The organism is Streptomyces sp. NPDC003023 (assembly GCF_042888225.1).
In the GTDB taxonomy this organism is placed as follows: Bacteria; Actinomycetota; Actinomycetes; order Streptomycetales; family Streptomycetaceae; genus Streptomyces.
This window is the reverse complement of record NZ_JBIAPL010000002.1, coordinates 67,518-89,404: the sequence shown is the minus strand read 5'-3', so window position 1 is coordinate 89,404 and position 21,887 is coordinate 67,518. Positions and strand designations below refer to the sequence as shown.

Here is a 21,887-nt window from a genome sequence, read left to right as displayed (position 1 = left end):
TTTACCGGCGCCGATGGACGAGGTGGACCTCTGGGTCGACGTGGCAAAAGTTACCGTGCGGAACCCTCCGAGGGGTGACGTAATGTCGGTCCTGGGGCCCGTACGCACCAAGCTTTCACTCGGCAGGAGGTCGGATGCCGGGTTTGTGGAGGGGGAAGTGACCTTGCGCCAGCGCAGCCGGACGCTCCGTGCACGTACCGGTGCGACCGTCGCGCTCGCCACCGCCGCCCTGGCGGCAGGCGCGCTCGCGGCATGTGACTCCTCGTCAGAGTCCTCCCGGCGTCCCCCCTCCGCGTCCGATCGGCCCTCCCCCAGCCCGAGCCCGACACGGGTGTGGGACCGCAGCCCGCGGTCCCTCGCCGCGGTCGGCGACTCCATCACCCGCGGCTTCGACGCGTGCATGGTGCTGGCGGACTGCCCAGAGGTGTCGTGGGCCACCGGCACGGACACCACGGTGAACAGCCTTGCCATGCGGCTGCTCGGCCCGTCCGCGGTGGCCGAGCGCAGTTGGAACCTCGCCCGGTCCGGCGCCGATGCCGCCGACCTGCCCGGCCAGATGGCGCAGGCCGCGGTCCACAAGCCGGAGCTGGTCACGGTGATGGTGGGCGCGAACGACGCCTGCGCGGACACGGTGGACCGTATGACGCCCGTCGAGGACTTCCGCGCCTCCCTCGAGGCCTCCATGGCACAGCTCAGGAAGGGCGCCCCGAAGGCACAGGTCTACGTCTCCAGCGTCCCGGACCTCAAGCGGCTGTGGTCGGTCGGCCGGAGCGACGCGCTGGGCAGCCGGATATGGGAACTGGGCATCTGCGCCTCGATGCTCGGGGACGCGCAGGACGACAGCGAGCGGGCGCAGCAGCGCCGGGACAGCGTCCGGGAGCGGGTCGTGGCGTACAACGGCGTACTCGCGGACGTGTGCGCGAAGGACGACCGCTGCCGTTACGACGGCGGGGCCGTCTTCGACTACCGGTTCACCGGTGATCAGTTGAGCCGCTGGGACTGGTTCCACCCCGGCAGGGACGGCCAGCAGCGGCTGGCGGAGATCGCATATCGCAACATCACGGCCGCACGGGCCCCGGAAACGGCCGGGTAGGCGAACGGACGGCCTTCCGCGGCGGCTCGTCGCGGGCGATACTTCCGCCACTTGGACGAAAGGATCACCGTGCCCCGGATACGCGCCCGCCTGGACGCCACCGCTGTCGCCCTGCTCGCCTCCGCCGCCCTCACACTCACCGCGTCCCCCGTCGCGTCCGCGGCGCCGGCCCCGGCGGGTGCCGCGCCCACCGTGGAGGAACAGCGGCTCGAACGTGCCGTGCCCCAGGAGATCCTGCGCCGCAGCGGGTTCGACACGGTGGCGCCGGCCCTCCGGCGCGCGCTGGAGGGCGCGCGGTCCTACCGGCAGGCAGAGCGTGCCGTCGCACGCCACGGAGCCGCGCTGTGGGAGCGGGCCGTGGACCGGGCTCAGGGCAGGGGCGCGGCGCGCGGCGACCTGAGCCGCGACGACGACCGGCCGCTGTACTGGGCGCGGCTCGGGATGACGGCGGCGCTGCGGCAGTGGCAGCCCGGGTTCGACCTCCCGCAGGCGCAGCGGGCTCGGCTGATGGACCGTCTGGAGCAGAGCTCGCGCGGCCAGGACTCGATGGACTTTCCCCTGGGCAAGGACGTCAAGCGCATCGTGATGACGGGCTTCGACCCGTTCACGCTCGACCGGGACATCCGTATCAGCAACCCGTCCGGGGCGACCGCCCTCGCGCTCGACGGCACCTGGATCCGCACGGCGGACGGGCCGGCCAGGATCGAGACGGCCGTTTTCCCGGTGCGCTGGCAGGACTTCGCGGACGGCACGGTCGAACGCACCCTCGAGGCGCGGCTGCCGGAGGCTGATCTGTTCACGACCGTGAGCCAGGGCCGGGTGGGCCGTGTCGACATCGAACGGTTCAACGGGGCCTGGCGGGGCGGCTTCCCGGACAACGACAACGTCTCCCGCACGGAGACCGTGCCCGTGACCGATCCGGCCTCGCAGCCGCAGTGGACGCTCACGTCGCTCCCGTACAAGGCGATCACCGCCGCGGAGACCGGCCGCTTCCCGGTGTACGACAACACCTCCGTGACCGAGATCCCTGCCGGCCAGAGCACGCCCGTGGTGCGGCCGAACGGCCCGACGCCGGGCTCGACCGCACGCGCGGGCGGCGGCGGCGACTACCTCTCCAACGAGATCGCCTACCGCGCCACCCTGCTCCGCGACCGGCTCGGCCTCGACATCCCGGGCGGCCATGTGCACACGCCGGTGCTTCAGTTCGGGGCGGGGAACACGACAGAGATCACCGACCCGCAGTTCGTCCGCAACCGGGTGGACATCATCGCCCAGGTGCGGGAGATCATCCGTGTGGCGGCGGAGAACGGCGGGGCACGATGATGGGCGCATGAGGATCGCGGCTGGGCAGTTCACGTCCGTACCGGGCGACATCACGGCGAACGTCGTCAGCATGGAGAGCCTGGTTCGGGCCGCGGGCGGGCAGGGCGCCCGGCTGGTCGTCTTCTGCGAGCTGGCCGTCACCGGTTACGACCTGGGGCTGCTCGCCGGGGACCCGCGGCTGTGGCTGGCGGAGGACGACCCCCGCCTGGAACCGCTGCGGGAGGCGTGCCGTGCGACGTCGACCGCGGCGCTGATCGGCTGCGCCGCCCGTACGGCCGGCCCCCGTCCCACGATCACGGCACTCGTGATCGGCCCGGACGGGGAGCTGCTCGCCCGCTACGACAAGACCCATCTGTACGGCGAGGAGAACGACGTCTTCACCGCCGGTACGGAAGAGGGCCGCTTCACCCTCGACGGCGTGCGGTTCGCGGTGGCCGTCTGCTACGACAACCGGTTCCCGGAGGTCGCGGAGCGGGCGGCGGCCGACGGCTGCCAGGTGTACGTGGCGAGTTCGGTGCTCGAGGAGGGCAACGACTCCTTCCGTACCGTCTATCCGGTGCGGGCCGGGGACAACGCCCTGCCCGTGCTGCTCGCCAACGCGGTGGGGCCCTCGGGCGTCGGTGAGTGCCGGGGCGGCAGCGGCGTCTGGGGCCCGGACGGCGCGCTGCTCGCCACCGCGGGCACGGACGCGCCGGGTCTCGTGGCGGCGGAGGTCGCGGTGGGTCAGTCGGCCTTGCGGAAGCCGTAGGGGCCCGGCTGCGGCGGCTGCCCCGAGGACTGCGGCGGCTGCGCGGCGGGCTCCGACGGCTGAGCGGAGGGCTCCCGCTCGTCGGGCCCGACCAGGTCGCGGACCATGAGCGTCGCACCGGCCACCGCCCCCGGCATCAGGAAGACCGCGACGAACGGGACGAGGAACGCCAGCGTCAACGGGACACCGAAGCCCAGCGTGCGCAGCCGGTGGCCCCTCAGCAGGGCGAGGCGTTCCTTCAGTTCCACGCCACGCCGCTGGAGCGCCACGGCGGTCAGTTCCTCAGCCAGGAAGAAGCCGGAGACGCAGAAGCCGGCCACGGGGACCACGGTCTGGCCGACGACCGGGATGAAGCCGCAGGCGAAGAGCAGCACGCCGTAGAAAACCACACGCAGCACGATCCGCAGCGAGTCCCTGGCGGAGATCCACAGCTCTCGCCACAGCGGCAGTCCCGAGTGCGGCACTTCGCCGCCTTCGGAGCGGTCGACCTGCTCGGAGAGGTTCTCGTAGAAGGGCTGGCCGACCAGAAGTGTCACGGCGGTGAAGGTGATCACCGCGACGAACAGCCCGAAGGCGAACAGCAGCGCCGTCAGCGTGCCGCGGAAGAGGCCGAGCCACGGCGAGGACCAGTCGTCGGCGAACGGTGTCGCCCAGGCGATCGCGTCGTCCGCGCCGAACACGAGGCCGACGACGGCGGCCCCGTAGAGCAGCAGGGTCACCAGGCCGGGCAGCAGGCCGAAGCCGAACCACCGGCCGTGGCCGGCGACCCAGCGCTGGCCCTTCATCAGATAGCCGAAACCCGCCCCGAGATCACGCATGCGCACACCCTATCGGGGTGCCTCTTGTTGTTCGGCAGCCGAACCGGTAGACCGTGCGTACTGATCGTCGTGCTGATCAACATGCTGATCGTGTCCTGCTGATCTTGTGCCGATTTCTTCCGAACCCGGAGGCTCGTACCGCATGGTCTCACCCCGACCCGCCCTGATCACCGCCACTCTCGCCGCCACCCTCGCCGGCGCTCTGCTCGCCCCTCTGCCCGGAGCCGCGGCCGCTCCCGCGGAGGGCCGGCCGCTCCCGCACCCCGTGCGGGACTCGGGCGCGCACGACGCGCCGGGGGCAGCCGGGGCGCCGTTCTCCGCCACCGCGCAGGCGCTCGGCGCACAGACCCCCGAGCTCGACGGGGAGAGCGGCTATCCCCGCAGAAACATGCTCGAGGCACCACCGGAGAACCCTGCCGACAAATCGATAAAACTGGGCCTCGCGCCCTACCACTCCCTCGCTCCGCGCCTCAACGCGCTGCAGCGGCTCGGCGACCGGGTAAGCGTCGAGGTGGCCGGCCGCTCGGCGGGCGGACACGAGCTGTATCTCGTCACCGTCACCGCACCGGAGAGCGCGGACCAGGCGCGCGAACAGGAGCGGATGCGGGAGCGGATCGAGAACTCGCCGGCCGCCGCCGCGAAGGACCGGCGCATCAAGGCGGCCTACAAGACGCCCGTGTTCATCAACAACAACATCCACGGCAACGAGTGGGAGGGCACGGACGCCGCCCTGGAACTCATCGAGGAACTGGCCCGGGCCAAGGACGCGAAGACGGCGGACCTCCTCGCCGAGAACCGCATCTACCTCAATGTGACCGCCAATCCGGACGGCCGGATCGCGGGCACCCGCGCCAACTCCGGCGGCTTCGACCTCAATCGCGATTTCATCACCGCCACACAGCCGGAGACCCGCGCCATCCGGCGGATCGCGATCGACAAGCAGCCGGCCGTGATGCTCGACCTGCACGGATACGTCAACGGCACGCTGATCGAGCCGACGACCCCGCCGCACGGCGAGAACTACGAGTACGACCTGTTCCTGAAGAACGCGTACGCCAACGCCCTCGGCATGGAGAAGGCCGTCAACGGCCTCGGCTACACGGACGAGAAGGACGGCGTGCGGCCCGCCGTGATCCCGTTCCGGGACCAGGAGGAGGGCTGGGACGACTGGCCGCCCGTCTTCACCCCGCAGTACATGCCCTTCCAGGGCGCCGTCGCCTCGCACACCATCGAGTTCCCGATGGTCGTCAACAACAACGCCTACAACACGCTGCCGGTCGAGGAGCTGCGCCGCCGGGCGGCCGTCAACACCGACATCGCGGGCGCGGCGATGCGCGCGACGCTCCACTACACGCACGCGAACCGCTCCACGGTGATCGCCGACCAGATCGAGACGTTCCGGCGGGGCGCGGCGGGCGAGGCACAGCGGCCGGTGTCGCAGGAGACCGTCCCGGGGGTCCCGGGCATCGGTCCCGAGGACGTGTACACCGCGAAGTTCCCCAGGGCGTACGTCATCCCCGCCGGGCGCGCCCAGCGGTCGGCGACAGCCGCGGCGCGGCTGGTCGACCACCTGGTCGCCAACGACGTGCGAGTGGAGCGGGCACTCTCCTCGTTTCGGCTCGCCGGCCGCTCGTACCCCGCCGGGTCGTACGTCGTCGACATGCACCAGCCCAAGCGCGGCATGGCCAATGTGATCCTGGCGGACGGCCGGGACATCAGCACCGACGTCGGCACGATGTACGACATCTCCGGCTGGAGCCTCGGCCTGCTGTGGGGTGCCGACGTGGACGCCGTCGCCTCCGGCGAGCTCCGGGTCCGCGCGCGTACGGTCCACACCGCCTCACCCACCGGTTACGTCGCCCCGCGCGGCGATCTGCGGCTGCGTCTGGACGACCCGAGGGAACTGGCGGCCCTCAACTCCCTGCTGGCGCAGGGGGTGCAGGTCAGGCGCGGGCAGGACGGCTCGGCGATCGTCCCGGGTTCCGCGCGCGGACGTGCGGGCGTACTCGCCGACCGGCTGGGTGTGGCCTTCCACGCGACCCGGGAGAGGGGCACGGCGAAGCTCGAGCGCACCAGGGTGGCCGCGGCCGTCACGGCGGGCGAACTCTTCGCACTGCGTGAGATGGGCTTCGACGTGGTGCCGGTCGGCACCACGGTCCTCAACGCCGGCTTCGACTGGTCGAAGGCCGATGTGCTGTACGTGTCGTCCGGCCTGGACCACGCCAAGCTGACCCCGGCCGCCCGCACCGCGTTCGAGAGGAGCGGCGTCGGTGTGGTCGGACTGGGCGAGCAGGGCGCGGCGTTCAACAGGGCCGCGGCGCTCCTCGACGTCACGACGGTGGCCGGCAACGGCGACGCGAACGGTGTGGTGCGGGTGAACAACGCGGGTGGCGCCATCACGGGCGGCGCCCCGGAGCACACCTTCGTCTACTCGCCGCTGTGGTTCACCGGCCTCGGTGACGGTGTGCGGGCGGACCAGTCCTACGGGGCAGGCAACCCGCTGGTGTCGGGTCACTGGCGTGCCGCGGAGAACGGCACGGGCGGCCCGGCGGACGCGGCGGGTCACGCCTCGGTCGTCTCCGGCACCTCGTCGGCCGGGACGCCGGTGACGCTGTTCGGCACCGAGCCGCTGTTCCGGGCACACCCGAAAGGTGTGTTCGCACAGGTCGGACGGGCACTGCTGACCCGCTGACACAAACAGAGGGCCGCACCCCGACCGGGGTGCGGCCCTCTGCCGTGCCCTGTGTCAGACCGCGAGGTCGACGGTGATGTTGCCGCGGGTCGCCTTGGAGTACGGGCAGACCTGGTGGGCCTTCTCGATCAGATCGGCCGCGGTCGCGGCGTCCACGTTCGGGATGGTCGCGGAGAGCTTGACGATGAGGCCGAAGCCGTCGTCGTTCTTTCCGAGACCGACCTCCGCGGTGACCGTGGAACCGGTGATGTCGGCCTTCTCCTGGCGCGCGACGACGGTGAGCGCCTGCTGGAAGCAGGCGCTGTACCCGGCGGCGAAGAGCTGCTCCGGGTTGGTGCCGGCACCGCTGCCGCCCATCGCCTTGGGCGGTGTCACCACGAAGTCGAGGGTGCCGTCGTCCGTTGCGACGCGGCCGTCACGGCCGTTCTCGGCGGTGGCGACAGCGGTGTAGAGCACCTCGGACTGCTGGATCGACATGAAGTCTTCCTCCTGCTGGTTCGCCGCGACTCGCGCCCACGATCGCGACGGCTGGGGAAGAGCCTAACGGGTGCCCTGTCAGGCGAGAGAAACGATCATCTTTCCGGTGTTCTCGCCGCGGAGGAGGCCGACGAACGCGTCGTACCCGTTCTCGATGCCCTTGACGAGGGTCTCGTTGTACTTGAGCTCCCCGGACGCGATCCAGCCGGCCACGTCCTTGACGAACTGCGGCTGGAGCGCGGTGTGGTCGTTCACCAGCATGCCCTGCAGCCGCAGCCGCTTGCCGATGACGAGCGCCAGATTGCGCGGGCCGGGCGTCGCCTCCGTGTTGTTGTACTGGGCGATCATTCCGCAGATGGTGGCGCGGCCACCGACGTTGAACGAGGAGATCGCGGCCTCGAGGTGGTCCCCTCCGACGTTGTCGAAGTAGACGTCGATGCCGTCGGGGGCCGCCTCCTGCAGCTGTGCCGCGACCGGGCCGTTCTTGTAGTTGAACGCGGCGTCGAAGCCGTACTCCTCGACGAGGAGCCTGACCTTGTCGTCGGAGCCGGCCGAGCCGATCACGCGCGAGGCGCCCTTGATCCGGGCCATCTGGCCGACCTGGCCACCGACGGCGCCCGCGGCGCCGGAGACGAACACGGCGTCGCCCTCCTTGAAGGACGCGACATCGAACAGCCCCGCGTAGGCGGTGAGGCCCGTCATGCCGAGCACGCCGAGGTAGGCGGAGAGCGGGGCGAGGGAGGCGTCGACCTTGGTGGCGTGCTTGGCGGGCACGTCCGCGTACTCCCGCCAGCCGAGGCCGTGCAGCACGTGGTCGCCGACGGCGAAGCCCTCGGCGTTCGACGCGACGACCTCGCCGACCGCGCCGCCGTCCATGGGCTTGTCGAGCTGGAAGGGCGGGACGTACGACTTCACGTCGTTCATCCGGCCGCGCATGTACGGGTCGACGGAGAAGTGCAGGTTGCGCACCAGGACGCGGCCCTCGGCCGGCTCGGCGACGGGCGCCTCCCGCAGTGCGAATTCCTCGACCTTGGGCCAGCCGTGCGGGCGGGCGACAAGGTGCCATTCACGGCCGGACGCGGGAAGTGCGGACATGGTGCATGCCTCCTAGAAAAGCTTCATTATCTGAAACAACCATGCTCCTGAATATTTCAGGTTGTCAAGCATCGGGGTATTCTGTCGTCCATGGCCGCCCAGCGAACAGACCCCCTGACCCTCGAGGTCGTCGAGCTCATCGGCACCGTCGTGGCCCGTTACCACGAGGAGTACGAGCAGGCAGCCGCCGAGCACGCCCTCACGGGGGCGCAGGCCCGTGTTCTGGGACTTCTGTCCCTGGAGCCCACCCCCATGCGCCGCATGGCCCAGAAGCTCAAGTGCGAACCGTCGAACGTCACGGGCATCGTGGACCGGCTCGAGGCGCGGGGACTCGTCGAGCGGCGCCCCGACCCGGGTGACCGCAGGGTCAAGCTGGCCGCCGCCACCGCGGAGGGCCGCGCCACGGCGCGGCGGCTGCGCGAGTCGCTGGACTTCGCCCGCGAGCCACTGGCGCAGCTGACGGCGGTCGAGCGCTCGGTGCTTCGTGACCTGCTCAAGCGGATGCTGGGCGAGGAGACGGCCGAACCGTCATCTGCCGACCGGGCCTGACCGCCAGGGCCCGCGCGGACAGGGGCTCACCGGCACCCGGCACGCGTGTGCTCCGGCGCCACACCCGGCCAGAGCCCATCGCCGCGATCATGCCGGGCTCGCCCGATCCGGACACAAACCCCTAGAGGCACCAGAAGAGCCAGCGCTCACACGTCTCTGTGGGCGTCGGCTCCGGGGGCGGTGGCGGCGGATCGTCCTGGCCGGGCGATTCGGGGTCGTCCGGATCCGCCGGCGGATCGTCCGAGGCGCCAGGCTCGCCGGGCGCAGAGGGGTCACCCGAGGACGACGGCGACGGGGAACCCTCACCGGCGGACGCCGACGCGGAGGGCCTCGTCCCGTCGGCCTCACCGTCCGAGCCCTCGCCGCCCGGTCCCTGCTCGCCCTCACCGTCGCCGGAGCCCGTCCCTGACTTCCCGGGACGCGGCGAGCCGGATTTCGTGACGGCCGACTCCTTCACCTGGTCCGGGCCCTCGGGCGACTCGTCGGAGGCCGTGGGCTCCGGCGTCTCCGACTCGACGATGGGACTCTCCCTGACCGCCGTCGCCGCCCCGTCGTCGCCGGAACTCTCGATGGCGAGCTCCGCCAGACTCAGCGCGCCCACCGCCAGCACCAGGCCGACCGTCCCGATCAGCACCTTGCGCCCGCGGCGCTTGCGGGCTCGGCGACCGGCGGACTTGCGCCGCGGCGCGGCGGCCTGTCGGCGCGAACGGCGCGGCCCAGCGGCGTCCGCAGGCTCGGGCGTCACGTCCAGTTCGTAGACGTGCGCCGGCTCGACGGCACTGGGGCTGTGGTGGCGGAGCTCCTCGACCGGGGTGCCGCACCCGGCACAGGCCAGGGCGCCGTTGAGATGCCGTCCGCACGGGTGGCAGTAATCCATGGCGCCCGCAGATTATGCGCCGTCGGCGGCCGTTAGGCGACTGACCCTGTGTAGATCCTGTGTGGAATGCTCAACTCCACGGCGAGTCCGCTCGTCCTGATTGACACCGCGCACCCTCCCGGCGATTGGCAGGATGTCGGCCATGACCCCTGACGCCCGCTTCGGCCCTCTCGACTTCCAGTTGGTGCTGCTGCGCCGGATGGCCGACTTCCAGCCGGGCCTCGTGGAGGACGCGCGGCATCGGCTCGGCGTCCCGCTCTCGCGGATGCGTGAGTCGAATCGGCGCTGGCAGGCGATGGTGCGGGCGCCGAGGTCGCGCGGTGCGCTGTCCCGCTACCGCTCGGTGCTCGGTGAACCCGAGCGGGCGGAACGGCGCCGGATCGGCGACCTCGAGTGCGACGCGCTGTCGTGGCCGGTTCCACTCTGGCCGGACCTGCGGTTCGAGGTGCTGGCCGCGGACGGCGGCGCCGTATGGAACGAGTGGCTGGTGCGCGCCCCGGGGGCGGCCGGCCCCGATCTGCGCACGGCGGAGGATCTCGTCCCCTGGTCGTGCACCGTGGACGAGGTGGCGCGGGCCTTCCCGCCGGCCCGGCCCATGGAGGGTTCCGCCCCGACCAGATGGCGGCTCACGTTCACCCTGCCCGGTGGAGAGGTGCGCGTCGCGGAGTTCACCTGGGGTCTGCTGCAACGGCTGACCGACTGATCCGGTGACCGACCGATCTGGCGGTCCGTCAGGTACGTACGCCCGACCGGCGCAGCCCAGCGCGCGCCCCGCCCGCGGTGATCGCACGATGCGAACAAGTACCGCACTCGGGAGGACCTGCCGTGACCGTCAGCCTTGAGCAGTTGCGCCGTTGCCATGTGGCAGTCGATCTGGGCGCAGCCAGAACCCGCGTATTCGTGAAGGGGCTCGGCCTCGTCGTCGACGAACCCAGCGTCGCCGCCGTGAACACCCGGACGGGGGCGCTGATCGCTGTCGGCACGCTCGCCGAGAAGATGACCGGCCGCACCCCGGACTACATCCGGGTCGTGCGCCCCGTCTCCGGCGGGACCGTCGTCGACATCGAGATGGCCCAGCGGATGCTGCGTCACCTGCTGGGCGAGAAGCTCCGCCGCCAACTGCGCCGCAAGCCCCGGCTCCGCGCGGCGGCCAGCACCCCGCACGACAGCGACCCGCTCGCCCAGCGCGCCACCGTCGAGACCCTGGTCGGCCTCGGCGCACGCAGGGTCGAGCTGGTGGACAGCCTGATCGCGGCGGCCGTCGGCTGCGGGCTGCCCGTGGAACAGCCCAGGGCGACCATGATCATGGTGTGCGGGGCCGCGACCACTCAGATCGCCGTCCTGTCCCTCGGCTCCATCGTCACCGCCGCCCGTATCCCCATCGGCGGCAACGCCATCGACAACGCGGTGATCCAGCACCTGCGCCACCAGCACGAGCTGATGCTGCCCAGCCAGTCCGTGCGCCCGCTCCAGCTCGCCCTCCACGGCAACGGTCTGACCCAGCAGGGCCCGGCGGTCACGGAGATCCACGGGCGGGACGTGGCCACCGGCCTCGCCCGCTCGGTGCGCGTCGACACGGCGGCCGTGCGGCAGGCGATCCACACCCCGCTCACCTCGGTGCTCGACGGGATCGGCAAGGTGCTGCGGGACTGCCCGCCCGACCTGGTCGCCGACCTCGTCGACCGCGGCATCATGATGGTCGGCGGCAGCGCCCTGCTGCCGGGGCTCGACCAGATGCTGCACGACGCCACCGGAATGTCCGTCACCATCGCGGAGCGACCCGACACCTGTGTCGTGCAGGGCCTCGGAGTGATGCTCGACGGCCGGATCCAGCCGCTCGACCTCGCTGCGGAGACCGAGCCGACGGCCGACCTGACATCCGTCTCGGCCACCGAGACCGACTGACGTCGGGGCGGAGGCCACACCGGTGACCAGCGGCGTCACGGGCGACGCCGACCGCCCGGCGCCGCGGTCCGCCGGCGTCAACCGGCTCGCGGCGCTCCTCGAAGCGGTGATCGGCATCGGTACCGATCTCGACCTGGCCACCACCCTCCAGCGGATCGTGGACGCCGCCGCCGAACTGACCGGCGCCCGGTACGCCGCGCTCGGCCTGTCCGACCCGGAACGCGGCCGTGTCGAAGCGCGGTTCACCGCAGCAGGGGACGAGACCGCGCACGAGCGCCGGTTCACCGCCGCAGGGGACAAGGCGGCGCACGAAGCGGGGCACGAGCGGCCCGCACGCCCCGTCGCCGACCCCGGGGCACCCGCGGCCGAACCGGCGACCGCCGACGAACCGGCGGTGACCGACGAACCGGCGGTGACCGTCGAGCCGCTGCGCGTCGAGATCAGGGTGGACGCCGGGGTGTCCGGCGAGCTGCACCTGGTCGCCGGACGCGGCAGGCCGTTCACGGAAGAGGACCGGGCGCTGCTTCGAGTGCTCGCGCCGCAGGCCGGCATCGCGATCGGCAACGCCCGGCTGTACGAGACGGCCCGGCAGCGCGAGCGCTGGATCGAGGGGGCGGCGGCCGTCACCACCGCGCTGCTCACCGGCAGCAGTGCCGACGACGCCCTGATGACCGTGGCCGAACAGGCCAGGATCCTGGCCGACGCCTCCGCAGGAGTGGTGCTCCAGCCCACCGCCGAGGGCGGCATGGAGATCGTCGCGGCGTCCACCATGGACGACCCGGGGGACATCGTCGGGACGACCATCCTCCCCGGCTCACCGGTGCTGACCCAACTACTCGGCGGCGAACCCGTGTTCATCGGCGACTCGGCGACCGACCCCCGGATGACCACGCATGTCCGCAGCCGTTTCGGCCCGAGCATGATGCTGCCGCTGCAGAGCGGCGGCCGGCTCATCGGCACCCTGGCCCTGCCCCGGAGGCGCGGCGGTCGCCCCTACACCTCGCTCGAGCGGCTGCTCGCCACGCAGTTCGCCTCACAGGCGGCGCTGGCACTCGTCCTCGCCGACGCACAGCACGACCGCGAGCAGCTCGCGGTGTACGAGGACCGCGACCGGATCGCCCGGGATCTGCACGACCTCGTCGTCCAGCGGCTGTTCGCCACCGAGATGATGCTGGAGTCGACGCGCAGACGGGCCGAGGCCGGGGAGACCGACGAGCTGCTGGCCCGGGCCGTCGACGAACTCGACTCCACCATCCAGAAGGTGCGCACCACGATCTTCGCCCTCCAGCAGCCGCCCGCCGACGCGCCGACGACCTTCCGGGGGCGGGTGCTGAGGGAGACGCGCGGCGCTGCCGTGCCGCTCGGTTTCTCACCGTCGGTGCACTTCAACGGAGCCGTCGACGCACTGGTGCGCGATCCCGCCGACCGCGAGCTGCTGGCGGCTCTGCGCAGCGCCCTGGCGGCCGCGCACCGGCGCGGCGAGGTCTCCTCGATCGACGTGGAGGTCGACGCGACGGTGACGCTGCCGGACGGTCGGCAGGGTGTGCGGCTCACGGTCGCGGACGACGGCCTGGGCGACGACGGCGAGCGGGGCACCACGACGTCCTGGTACCACGCGCTGTGACCCGGCTTATGTGCCCTGGCTTATGTGACCTGGGGTTTTCGGCCTGGGACGCGGTGAACGGGGTGCGACCGGCACAGGGCGGGGCCCACGCCCGGCCGGGGCGGGCCGGCCCGGCGGACGCCTCTGGGACCGTGTCCCGGACCGCGCGTAAATGAGTCGCACGGCCCATGCCACGAGGGCGACAGTGGTGTGCCATGAGCGAACTGTGGACGACGGCCACCGCGGGTGCGGTAGCCGGGCTGGGTGTTGCCGTGCCGGTCGGGGCGATGGGCGTGCTGCTGATCCAGCAGAGCATGCGCGGGCGCCGGGGAGCGGTCGCGGCGGCGTCGGCGGTCGCTGTCGTCGACATGGCGTACGCGGCGTTGGCCACGGTGCTCGGCCCGCTGGTCGCGTCCGCGCTCTCCGGTGTGGAGGCGTGGGTGCGGCTCGCCTCCGCCCTCGTCCTCGCGGCCATCGCGGCGCACGGACTGCTCGCGTCGCGCACAGCGGCGCTCCCCGCCCGCGACGCGGCCGCGGCCGCGGCCGACGGTGGCACCGAGGCGGGGGGTGCGAGCGCCGTCCGTGTGTTCACACGGTTCGCCGCGCTGACTCTCGTCAATCCCACCACGGCGCTCTACTTCGCCGCCCTCACCACAGCCCAGGGCAGTGCCCTCAGCGGCGGGGTCGCCGGGGCCGTGTTCGTCACCGGTGTGTTCGTCGCCTCTTTCGTGTGGCAACAACTGCTGGTGGCGGCCGGCGGCTTCGCCGGGGCCAGGATCTCGGACACGGCACGCGCGTGGACGTTCCGCGTCGGGTACGGCCTCGTCGCCGTGTACGCGGTCAAGATCGCCCTGCCGCTCCCGTGAGTCGTCCCGGCTCGGTGCCGGCGGTCCTGCTCGTCGCCGTGCCGTCGCTCGTCGGCTTGCTCGGCCGGATCCCGGCGGCGCACCGGTCCACGCGTACGGCGCGAAGCCGGTCGCGTCGGCCCGCTGACGCGTGACCGCCGTCCGGCCCGCCCCGTGGATGCCGGCCGGACGGCGGGCTTCCCCCGTCGGTCCCCGATCCTGCCGGACTCGAGGAAGCCCGCGCATCGTTCCCCGGAGGGACCCGCCGGTATCGGCGGCCCCGCCGTACGGGGGAGACAATGGCCGTCGCGGGCGGCCATGCCGAGCGCGGCACGCGACGACACCAGGAGGCCGACGAGTGAGTTCCCTCTTCCCAGCGCTGGCGGCCACGGCCGGCGGCACCGACCGGGTCGCTCTGCGGTTCGGGGAACGGTCCCTGACATACGGACAGCTGCGTGACACGGCGGGCGCCCTGGCGCTGCGGATCGGTGGGGCGGGTCGGATCGCCCTGTGGGCGACGCCCACGATGGAGACCGCGGTCGGCGTCGTGGCCGCCCTGCTGGCGGGCGTACCGGTCGTGCCGCTGAACCCGAGGACCGGCGAACGGGAACTGGCGCACATCGTCACGGACAGCGCGCCGACCGTGGTGCTGTCCGGACCGGACGAGGAACTTCCGGCGGCTCTCGGACCGTTGGAGCAGATCACGATCACGGTGACCGGCGGCAGCGCCCGGGGCGGACTTCCGCCGGAGGCCGAGGCCGGCTCGCCCGCACTGATCGTCTACACGTCGGGCACCACCGGTCCGCCCAAGGGCGCGGTGCTGCCGCGCAGGGCGGTCGCCGCCTCACTGGACGCCTTGCGGGACGCCTGGGAGTGGAGCTCCGACGACGTCCTGGTGCACGCGCTGCCGCTGTTCCATGTGCACGGACTGATCCTCGGCGTCCTCGGCCCGCTGCGCCGCGGTGGCGAGGTGCGCCACCTGGGCCGCTTCACGCCGCAGGGTGTGGCACGGGAGCTGAACTCCGGAGGGACGATGCTCTTCGGCGTGCCCACGATGTACCACCGGCTGGCCGAAGCACTCGACGAGGACACCGGGTTGGCGAAGGCGCTGGCCGGGGCGCGGCTGCTGGTGTCCGGCTCCGCCGCCCTGCCGCTGCCGGACCACGCGCGCATCGCGGCGGCGACCGGGCGCCGCGTCGTGGAACGGTACGGGATGACGGAGACCCTGATGAACACGAGTGTCCGCGTCGACGGCGAGGCCCGGCCCGGAACCGTCGGCGTGCCGCTGCACGGCGTGGGACTGCGGCTCGTCGAGGAGGACGGCACGGAGATCACCGCCATGGACGGCACGACGATCGGCGAGATCCAGGTCCGCGGGGACAACCTGTTCACCGAGTATCTGAACCGCCCCGACGCGACGGCCGCCGCCTTCGACGGGGACTGGTTCCGCACGGGCGACATGGCCGTGCGGGAACCGGACGGGTACGTGCGCATCGTCGGCAGAAAGGCCACCGACCTGATCAAGAGCGGCGGTTACAAGATCGGGGCGGGTGAGATCGAGAACGTACTGCTCGACCATCCGGCCGTCCGCGAGGCCGCGGTGACGGGCGAGGCCGACCCGGACCTCGGCGAGCGCGTGGTCGCCTGGATCGTGGCCGCGGACCCGCAGGACCCGCCGTCCGCGCAGGAGCTGACGGACCACGTCGCCGCCCAGCTCGCCCCGCACAAACGACCGCGGACGGTCCGGTTCCTCGACGTACTGCCGCGCAACGACATGGGCAAGATCATGAAGCGGGCGCTCCATGGCTGAGCGGATGTCCGCCCGAGAGGCGATCGCGCTGGTCTGCGACGACTTCGTCGAGCAGGAGATCGCCGAGCTTCCGGAGGTCGGCGACGGGCCGCTCGGCTGGGAGGGCTACGGCGCGCAGCGGGCCCGCGCGTCACGGCGTACGGGCTCGGCGGAGTCCGTCGTCCACGGCACCGCGAGGGCCGGCGGCGCGCCGTGCGTGCTGATCTCCTTCGAGTTCGGCTTCCTGGGCGGCTCACTGAGCGAACGGGCCGGTGACCGGCTGGAGGCCGCGTACACGCTCGCCCGTGAGCGCCGGCTGCCGCTCGTCTCGCTCATCGCGACGGGCGGCAGCCGGATGCAGGAGGGGATGCTCGCGCTGTCCCAGCTGCAGCGGGTCGCACGCGCGTCGGCGCTGCTGCGCGAGGCGCGGGTCGCGCACATCGCCGTGCTGCGCGACCCGACCACGGGCGGCGGCTGGGCCACACTCGGCGCGGGCGCGGACGTGATCCTGGCACTGCCCGGCGCCCAGGTCGGCTTCGCCGGCTCCCGTGTGCGCCCGCCGGACGCGGACCCGGCGGCCTACACGGCCGAGAGCCAGCTCGCCTCCGGCCAGATCGACGCGGTCGTCGCCCCCGAGTCGCTGCGCGACACCCTGGCGTTCTGGGTGACGACGCTGGGCGCGGAGGTCCCCGGAGCGGGCGGGCCCGTTCACGGTACGGCGGGCGGCGCGTCCGCCGAGGGCGTGGCGGACGGGGCCGGCGCGGCGGACGGGGCGGGCCCCGGCGGGCCGAAAGCCGTGGAACCGCCGCCGGCGATCGGCGGCGCGGAGCTGCCGCGGACCGGGTGGGACGCGGTGCGGCAGGCGCGCGGTGCGGGAAGGCCGCGCGCCCGGGCCTATCTCGACTCCTACTTCACGCGCCGCGAACCACTGCGCGGCGACCGGTGCGGCGGGGACGATCCGGGGATGCTGTGCGGCGTCGGGCTCAGGGACGGCCGCCCCGTGGCGTACGCCGCCCAGTCCGGGACCGCGACGACGCCCGCCGGATACCGCACGGCCGCCCGTGTGGTCCGGCTCGCCGACCGGCTGGGCCTGCCGGTGCTGACGCTCATCGACACACCGGGCGCCGCGAACGGGGCGGAGGCGGAGCGCTGTGGTGCGGGTGCGGCGATCGCCGAACTGTTCACCGCCGTGGCCGCCGCCCGTACGCCGCTGACCAGCCTGCTCATCGGCGAAGGGGGTTCCGGCGGGGCCCTGGCACTGGCCGCGCCGGACAACACCTGGGTCACACCGGACAGTTACTTCTCCGTCATCGCGCCCGAGCTCGCGGCCGCGATCCTCAAACGCTCCCCCGAGCGGGTGCCGCACACCGCCGACCAGCTGCGGCTGCGGCCGCAGGACCTGGTGGAACTGGGGGTCGTACGGGGCATCGTGGGGCCCGCGTAGCGAAGGGAGGCGCGGTTCGGAGCACGTACCGGGCCTCCCTCTTGCGCGGGGCCCATCACGCCCACCGCACGGATGCTCCCCTGCTTCACCGTGCCGCCCCGGTCGTCCGAGACCGAGGCCGGGACCGAGATGTGCTGCGCGTCCTGCGGCATACGGACCGTGCCCTGCCAGGCCGCCTAACCGCCGCGGACACCGTCGAGCGCGACGGCCGTCCTTGTCACGCCGCCGTCGGAACGAGACCTCCAGATCCCGCCACCGATAGGCCCAGCGCCCGGCGCCCGTCCACGTACTCGGCGAACACGCCGAGGCCGGCACTGCCGGTCGCGGTGACGGCGGCGCCGACGGCGGCCGGGAACGTCGACGCGGCCGGTGCCGAGGAGCGTGCCTCGTCCGGCACGACGGTGATGCGCCCACCGGAGATCTCGCTGCGCAGCGCACCCGTGGCGCCCTGGGGGCGCTGCACGGTCACCGGCTTCCTCCCGCCGCCGAGTTCGGTGACGGCCACCTTGTCACCTGTGACCGACGTGATGGCCGCGGGGACCGGTTCGCGGGTCCCCGCCACGGCGACGGCCTGCCCGGCCGGGAGCAGGACGAGCGGTACCCCGGCGCCATCAGCGGGGCTCCGCGTCTCGCGGGTGCTCTGGTCATGGATGCCTCTCCTCGGACGCCCGGTGCAACGGGGTGGCTCCGGACGCTGGGACGAGTCCTTGGGCGATCAGGCCGGATACGAATCGGCGTTCGCCGACGGGTGGGTGCCATGGCGGTCAATCGCCGGAAGTCGCCCGCGGCAGGCCCCGCCCCGGCCCGCCGGACGGGCCGGGGGGCGAGACGCTCCCGCCGCCGCGCCCGACGGGCGGCACGGCGGAGAGGCGCATAGCGTGCGCAGGAGAGGACCCCGACGGGCAGGAAGGTTTGGTCACCATGGCAGCGCACCCCGAAGGCACGCCCTGCTGGGCCGACGCGATGTTCCCCGATGTGGAGGCCGCGAAGCGCTTCTACGGCGAGTTGCTCGGCTGGACCTTCGACGAGGGCTCACCGGAGTTCGGCGGCTACACGCAGGCGTTCTCGGGCGGCAGGGCCGTGGCGGCGGTCGTCCCGCGGATGCCGGGGACGGGCGGACCGCCGGCCTGGAACCTCTACTTCGCCGCGTCCGACGTGGCCGCGGCCGCGGAGCGGGTCCGTGACAACGGCGGCGCGCTGCTGATGGATCCGATGCCGGTGGGCCCCTTCGGCACGATGGTCACGGCGGAGGAACCCAGCGGGGTGTTCTTCAGCCTGTGGCAGGCGGGCAGTCACACCGGCTTCGGGACGACCGGGGAGCCCGGTGCCTACTGCTGGGCCGAGGTCACCACGCGGGACGTGGAGAAGGCCGACCACTTCTTCTCCGCCGTGTTCTCGTACGAGATGCGGCAGATGCAGCACGAGTCGGTCGACTTCAGCCTGTGGCACCTCGGAGGCGAGCCCGTCGCGGGCCGGCTGAAGATGACGGACGACTTCCCGCCGGAGGCGCATCCCTATATGAACGTGTACTTCGGCGTCGACGACTGCGACGCGGCGATCGCCACGGTCACCCGGCTGGGCGGCGAACTGCGGCGCGGCCCGTCGGACAGCCCCTACGGGCGGTACGCGTCGGTGACCGACCCGCAGGGCGCCGCGTTCTCCGTGATCGACGTGACCAGGACCGTCGGCGAGACGCCCCGGTTCACCTGACCGGGCTCGCCGGCACCGTCGGGGGCGCGAGGGCGGCAGGCCCGACGGGCACCCCGGCCAGGTCCCTGATCACGCCGGCGGGCACCACGGACGGACGGCTGTGCTGCGCACCCTGGTCCGGCGGACCGTCGTCGGCCCGGCGTGGATCTCCCTCGCTCGCGGGCCCCGGCGCCCCGTCGCGCACGGCCCCCCGCGCGTCGTCGGCGGCGGGACCGCCGGGTGCGACCGGTGCCGTGCCCGCGCGAGGGTCCGCCCGCGGCGCCGGGCAGGTCTCCGGAACGCAGTCGTCGTCCGCGGCCGGCGGCACGTTGACCTCCTCCGCGTACGGACTGCTCTCCCTCGTACCCGACTGCTGCTGCGGCCCGGTGCCGGAGCCATCGGTCCGCCAGACCTGGGCGGGTGACTCGTCGCGGATCTTGACCACCACGGAGGACCCCCGTTCCCTCGCCGCGGGCGCCATGGCGAGCCCCTCGTTCCAGCGCGGAACGACCTGCCCCTGGATGGTCAGGTCGTAGCGGACGTCCACGGCGTCAGGGGCGGACCGGCCGGTGCAGCCGTCCAGGACAACGATGCCGTCGAGTCCGTGGGAGTCGAGGCAGAGCGCCGGCGCGAAGGCACTGCGGAGCCGGCCGTCGGTCTCGTACACCCACTGCTGCGTGGGCGCGGAGGAGCAGGCCGCCATGGTCACCTCCGCCCCCGCCGCCGGGGCGGGGTCCGCGATGTCGAGGCAGAGATCCGCCTCGACGTTGCGCAGGCGGGTGGTCAGCGGCCCGACAGGGTTGTTGGCCGAGGTGGCCGACGGGCCGGGCACGGGGGCCGAAGGTACGGGCGTGGCTGTGCCGGTGGCCGGAGGGGCGGTACCGGTGACGGCGCCGCTGGGGACGGCCGGGCCCGCGTGGTTGTCGTCGTCCTCCCAGAAGGCCGACGCGAGCGCGATGACGAGCAGTCCGGTCACGGCCACGGCCACCCCGACGGCCAGTGCGCCCGGCGTGATGCCGACCGCCGCCACGCGCCGGCCCCGCAGGGCGAGGCCGCGCAGTGTCCGGGGGCCGCCACGGGAGTGCCGGCCGCTGCCGCGAGGGGGCCGCGGCCCGGCTCCGGTTCCGCCCCGGACACCTGCTTTGCGCCGCTGTCCCGGCCGCGAGTCCAGATAGGGCCGGGACGCGCCGCCGAGCAGCGCCTCGGCGAGCAGCATTCCCAGACGCCCATCGGACTGGCGCAACTGGTCGGCGGCGAACCGGCAGTACGAGCATTCGGAGAGATGCACCTGGATGTCGGGGATCAGTGCCCCGCCGCGGCGCAGCGAGATGTCGAGGAGACGGTTGTAGTGCCGGCACTCCCCCGTCGGCGCGTACTCCCGGTGGACCCGTACACAGGCCTGTCTGAACTGCTCACGCGCCTCCACGAGTTCGTCGGAGGCGACACGCGGATCAATTCCCAGCAAACCAGACGGTATGGATATGCCCTCCGCCTCGACCTCCGCATGCCAGAGCAGCACCTGAGCGGTGAGCGGCATTGCATGGAAAGCCCGCGAGATCAACTGCCTATTCTCCTGGGGACCTTCCGGATTAATGAGTCCGGTCAGCACCGCGGCGACGCGCTGATCGCCGGCCCAGGCCTTGGCGATATGACGGACGGTCACCAGAAGATGGGGGCGCAGAGCGCTTACGGCTCCGTTGCGCGCCAGGTTTTCCAGCAACTGCGCGAAAGCGGTGGTGGTCAGCATGGAGGCTGTTTTGTTCGAGCCCGCACAAATAGAGGCGTAGTCGAACACGGACTGCCAGTGCCGGGCCAGCAGCATGGCGACCGGCTGGACCTCCTGGGCTCCTCCACCAGCCCGCAGCGCGGCGGCGAGCTCCTCGTCGGAGACCCCGGGGGCACGGCCGGGCTGCGGAGTAGGGGCGGTTCCGGGCGTACGGGGATGCTGCATCGACGTCGTTCCATCCATGGCAATGCGGTGGGGGGTTGCTGTGTGCGATCGAAAGGGGTGCACCGATTGGTACATACCTTCGAGTGAGCGGCTCGGTGCTCTTTTGGAGTTGGCCGCTGAGAAATTCGAACGGTTGATCCGGGTGATGCTGTTCGGGTGTCGAGGGGCCTCACCCTTACACAACTGGCCTGCTGCGAACAAGAGTTCCGGAACGCCGACCATTCCCTCCGCACCGTTCAAGACATCTTCCGGGCAGGCGCTCCACTTTCTGGAACTCGAGTAAGTACAACAATGGCGAAGCATTGCAGCGGCGCCGCTTGACGAAGTCCGCAAATGCGTCACCCCACGGCGGAAGTCGACGCGGCGCACCGGGTGAAGGCGGGGGCGGCCGAGAGGCCGACCCGAGGGGGCTGACCCGGGAGAGGGGACGCGACTGCCGCTCGGCACAGAACACCGACCCACGGAGCCGCGGCCGCTACTGTGCGGGAAACGGAGCACGGACAAAAGGAGCACTCCATGCCATCTCGCCTCAACCCGTACATCAGCTTCGACGGCAATGCCCGCGAGGCGATGGAGTTCTACAAGAGCGTCCTCGGCGGCGACCTGCGGCTGAACACTTTCGGCGAGTTCGGCGGGCAGGCACCCGGCGACGCCGACAAGATCATGCACAGCATGCTCGAGACCGACCGCGGCTTCACACTGATGGGCGCCGACACCCCGCCGGGGATGGAGTACAAGCCCGGCACCAACTTCGCAGTGAGCCTGAGCGGCGAGGACGCGAACGAACTCCGCGGCTACTGGGAGAAGCTCTCCGCCGACGGCACGGTTCAGGTCCCGCTGGAGAAGCAGATGTGGGGCGACACCTTCGGCATGTGCGTGGACCGGTTCGGCGTCGCCTGGATGGTCAACATCAACGAGAGCCAGGCCTGAGTCGTACCTGCGGGCGGGGGTGCGGCATCGCGGGCCACGCCCCTCGTTCCGCGCCCGCG

Annotated in this window: 19 protein-coding genes; 13 read left to right on the top strand and 6 right to left on the bottom strand. The window is 72.4% G+C overall.

From position 1 onward, the window contains the following. Positions 1-163 precede the first annotated feature (163 nt). From ACFYV1_RS08585 to ACFYV1_RS08575, 3 genes are all read left to right on the top strand, one after another. A complete protein-coding gene (locus ACFYV1_RS08585) occupies positions 164-1,093 on the top strand; it encodes a GDSL-type esterase/lipase family protein (RefSeq protein ID WP_389395261.1) in 930 nt (309 codons plus the stop codon). A gap of 69 nt (positions 1,094-1,162) precedes the next feature. Continuing rightward, complete coding sequence (locus ACFYV1_RS08580) at positions 1,163-2,416, top strand: pyroglutamyl peptidase (RefSeq protein ID WP_389395260.1); 1,254 nt, start codon at positions 1,163-1,165, stop codon at positions 2,414-2,416. A 7-nt stretch (positions 2,417-2,423) separates the two neighbouring features. Further along, entirely contained in the window at positions 2,424-3,164 is a 741-nt protein-coding gene (locus ACFYV1_RS08575) for a carbon-nitrogen hydrolase family protein (RefSeq protein WP_389394689.1), read from the top strand. Here ACFYV1_RS08575 and ACFYV1_RS08570 read toward each other — a convergent pair. Next, positions 3,140-3,982 (bottom strand): EI24 domain-containing protein, encoded by an 843-nt coding sequence (locus ACFYV1_RS08570; RefSeq protein ID WP_389394688.1) that lies wholly within the window; start codon positions 3,980-3,982, stop codon positions 3,140-3,142. The two genes, ACFYV1_RS08575 and ACFYV1_RS08570, sit on opposite strands and share 25 nt — an antisense overlap. A gap of 142 nt (positions 3,983-4,124) precedes the next feature. Between ACFYV1_RS08570 and ACFYV1_RS08565 the strand changes: the two genes are divergently transcribed. After that, on the top strand, positions 4,125-6,674 hold the full coding sequence (locus ACFYV1_RS08565) for a M14 family zinc carboxypeptidase (RefSeq protein ID WP_389394687.1): 2,550 nt from the start codon (positions 4,125-4,127) through the stop codon (positions 6,672-6,674). Between the two features lie 54 nt (positions 6,675-6,728). Here ACFYV1_RS08565 and ACFYV1_RS08560 read toward each other — a convergent pair whose 3' ends face one another. Continuing rightward, positions 6,729-7,151 (bottom strand): organic hydroperoxide resistance protein, encoded by a 423-nt coding sequence (locus ACFYV1_RS08560; protein WP_389394686.1) that lies wholly within the window; start codon positions 7,149-7,151, stop codon positions 6,729-6,731. A gap of 78 nt (positions 7,152-7,229) precedes the next feature. Then, positions 7,230-8,246, bottom strand: a complete 1,017-nt coding sequence (locus ACFYV1_RS08555; protein WP_389394685.1) for an NADP-dependent oxidoreductase — start codon at positions 8,244-8,246, stop codon at positions 7,230-7,232. 90 nt (positions 8,247-8,336) lie between these two features. Here ACFYV1_RS08555 and ACFYV1_RS08550 point away from each other — a divergent pair, with 90 nt between their 5' ends. Further along, positions 8,337-8,795, top strand: a complete 459-nt coding sequence (locus ACFYV1_RS08550) for a MarR family winged helix-turn-helix transcriptional regulator (RefSeq protein ID WP_389394684.1) — start codon at positions 8,337-8,339, stop codon at positions 8,793-8,795. A 121-nt stretch (positions 8,796-8,916) separates the two neighbouring features. Here ACFYV1_RS08550 and ACFYV1_RS08545 read toward each other — a convergent pair whose 3' ends face one another. Next, entirely contained in the window at positions 8,917-9,672 is a 756-nt protein-coding gene (locus ACFYV1_RS08545; protein WP_389394683.1) for a hypothetical protein, read from the bottom strand. A 142-nt stretch (positions 9,673-9,814) separates the two neighbouring features. Between ACFYV1_RS08545 and ACFYV1_RS08540 the strand changes: the two genes are divergently transcribed. The 6 genes from ACFYV1_RS08540 (at position 9,815) to ACFYV1_RS08515 (ending at position 17,258) form a co-directional block, all read left to right on the top strand. After that, positions 9,815-10,375, top strand: coding sequence for a hypothetical protein (locus ACFYV1_RS08540; RefSeq protein WP_389394682.1), 561 nt, complete (start codon positions 9,815-9,817; stop codon positions 10,373-10,375). Between the two features lie 122 nt (positions 10,376-10,497). Further along, positions 10,498-11,577 carry a rod shape-determining protein gene (locus ACFYV1_RS08535; RefSeq protein WP_389394681.1) on the top strand — a complete coding sequence of 360 codons (1,080 nt, stop codon included), beginning with the start codon at positions 10,498-10,500 and terminating at the stop codon, positions 11,575-11,577. Between the two features lie 22 nt (positions 11,578-11,599). Beyond that, on the top strand, positions 11,600-13,201 hold the full coding sequence (locus ACFYV1_RS08530) for a GAF domain-containing protein (protein WP_389394680.1): 1,602 nt from the start codon (positions 11,600-11,602) through the stop codon (positions 13,199-13,201). A 194-nt stretch (positions 13,202-13,395) separates the two neighbouring features. Further along, complete coding sequence (locus ACFYV1_RS08525) at positions 13,396-14,046, top strand: lysine transporter LysE (protein ID WP_389394679.1); 651 nt, start codon at positions 13,396-13,398, stop codon at positions 14,044-14,046. 337 nt (positions 14,047-14,383) lie between these two features. Beyond that, positions 14,384-15,835: an acyl-CoA synthetase gene (locus ACFYV1_RS08520; RefSeq protein ID WP_389394678.1), complete on the top strand. Its 1,452-nt coding sequence runs from the start codon at positions 14,384-14,386 to the stop codon at positions 15,833-15,835. Further along, positions 15,828-17,258: a carboxyl transferase domain-containing protein gene (locus tag ACFYV1_RS08515; protein ID WP_389394677.1), complete on the top strand. Its 1,431-nt coding sequence runs from the start codon at positions 15,828-15,830 to the stop codon at positions 17,256-17,258. The genes ACFYV1_RS08520 and ACFYV1_RS08515 overlap by 8 nt, the downstream gene beginning before the upstream one ends. A 217-nt stretch (positions 17,259-17,475) precedes the next feature. On the opposite strand, the gene ACFYV1_RS08510 is transcribed toward ACFYV1_RS08515, so the two are convergent. After that, positions 17,476-17,763: a hypothetical protein gene (locus ACFYV1_RS08510; protein ID WP_389394676.1), complete on the bottom strand. Its 288-nt coding sequence runs from the start codon at positions 17,761-17,763 to the stop codon at positions 17,476-17,478. A 416-nt stretch (positions 17,764-18,179) separates the two neighbouring features. Here ACFYV1_RS08510 and ACFYV1_RS08505 point away from each other — a divergent pair, with 416 nt between their 5' ends. After that, positions 18,180-18,968 carry a VOC family protein gene (locus tag ACFYV1_RS08505; RefSeq protein WP_389394675.1) on the top strand — a complete coding sequence of 263 codons (789 nt, stop codon included), beginning with the start codon at positions 18,180-18,182 and terminating at the stop codon, positions 18,966-18,968. On the opposite strand, the gene ACFYV1_RS08500 is transcribed toward ACFYV1_RS08505, so the two are convergent. Then, positions 18,961-20,898 (bottom strand): ricin-type beta-trefoil lectin domain protein, encoded by a 1,938-nt coding sequence (locus ACFYV1_RS08500; protein WP_389394674.1) that lies wholly within the window; start codon positions 20,896-20,898, stop codon positions 18,961-18,963. The two genes, ACFYV1_RS08505 and ACFYV1_RS08500, sit on opposite strands and share 8 nt — an antisense overlap. Positions 20,899-21,414: 516 nt before the next feature. On the opposite strand from ACFYV1_RS08500, the gene ACFYV1_RS08495 reads away from it, so the two are divergent. Continuing rightward, positions 21,415-21,828, top strand: coding sequence for a VOC family protein (locus tag ACFYV1_RS08495; RefSeq protein WP_389394673.1), 414 nt, complete (start codon positions 21,415-21,417; stop codon positions 21,826-21,828). Positions 21,829-21,887 lie beyond the last annotated feature (59 nt).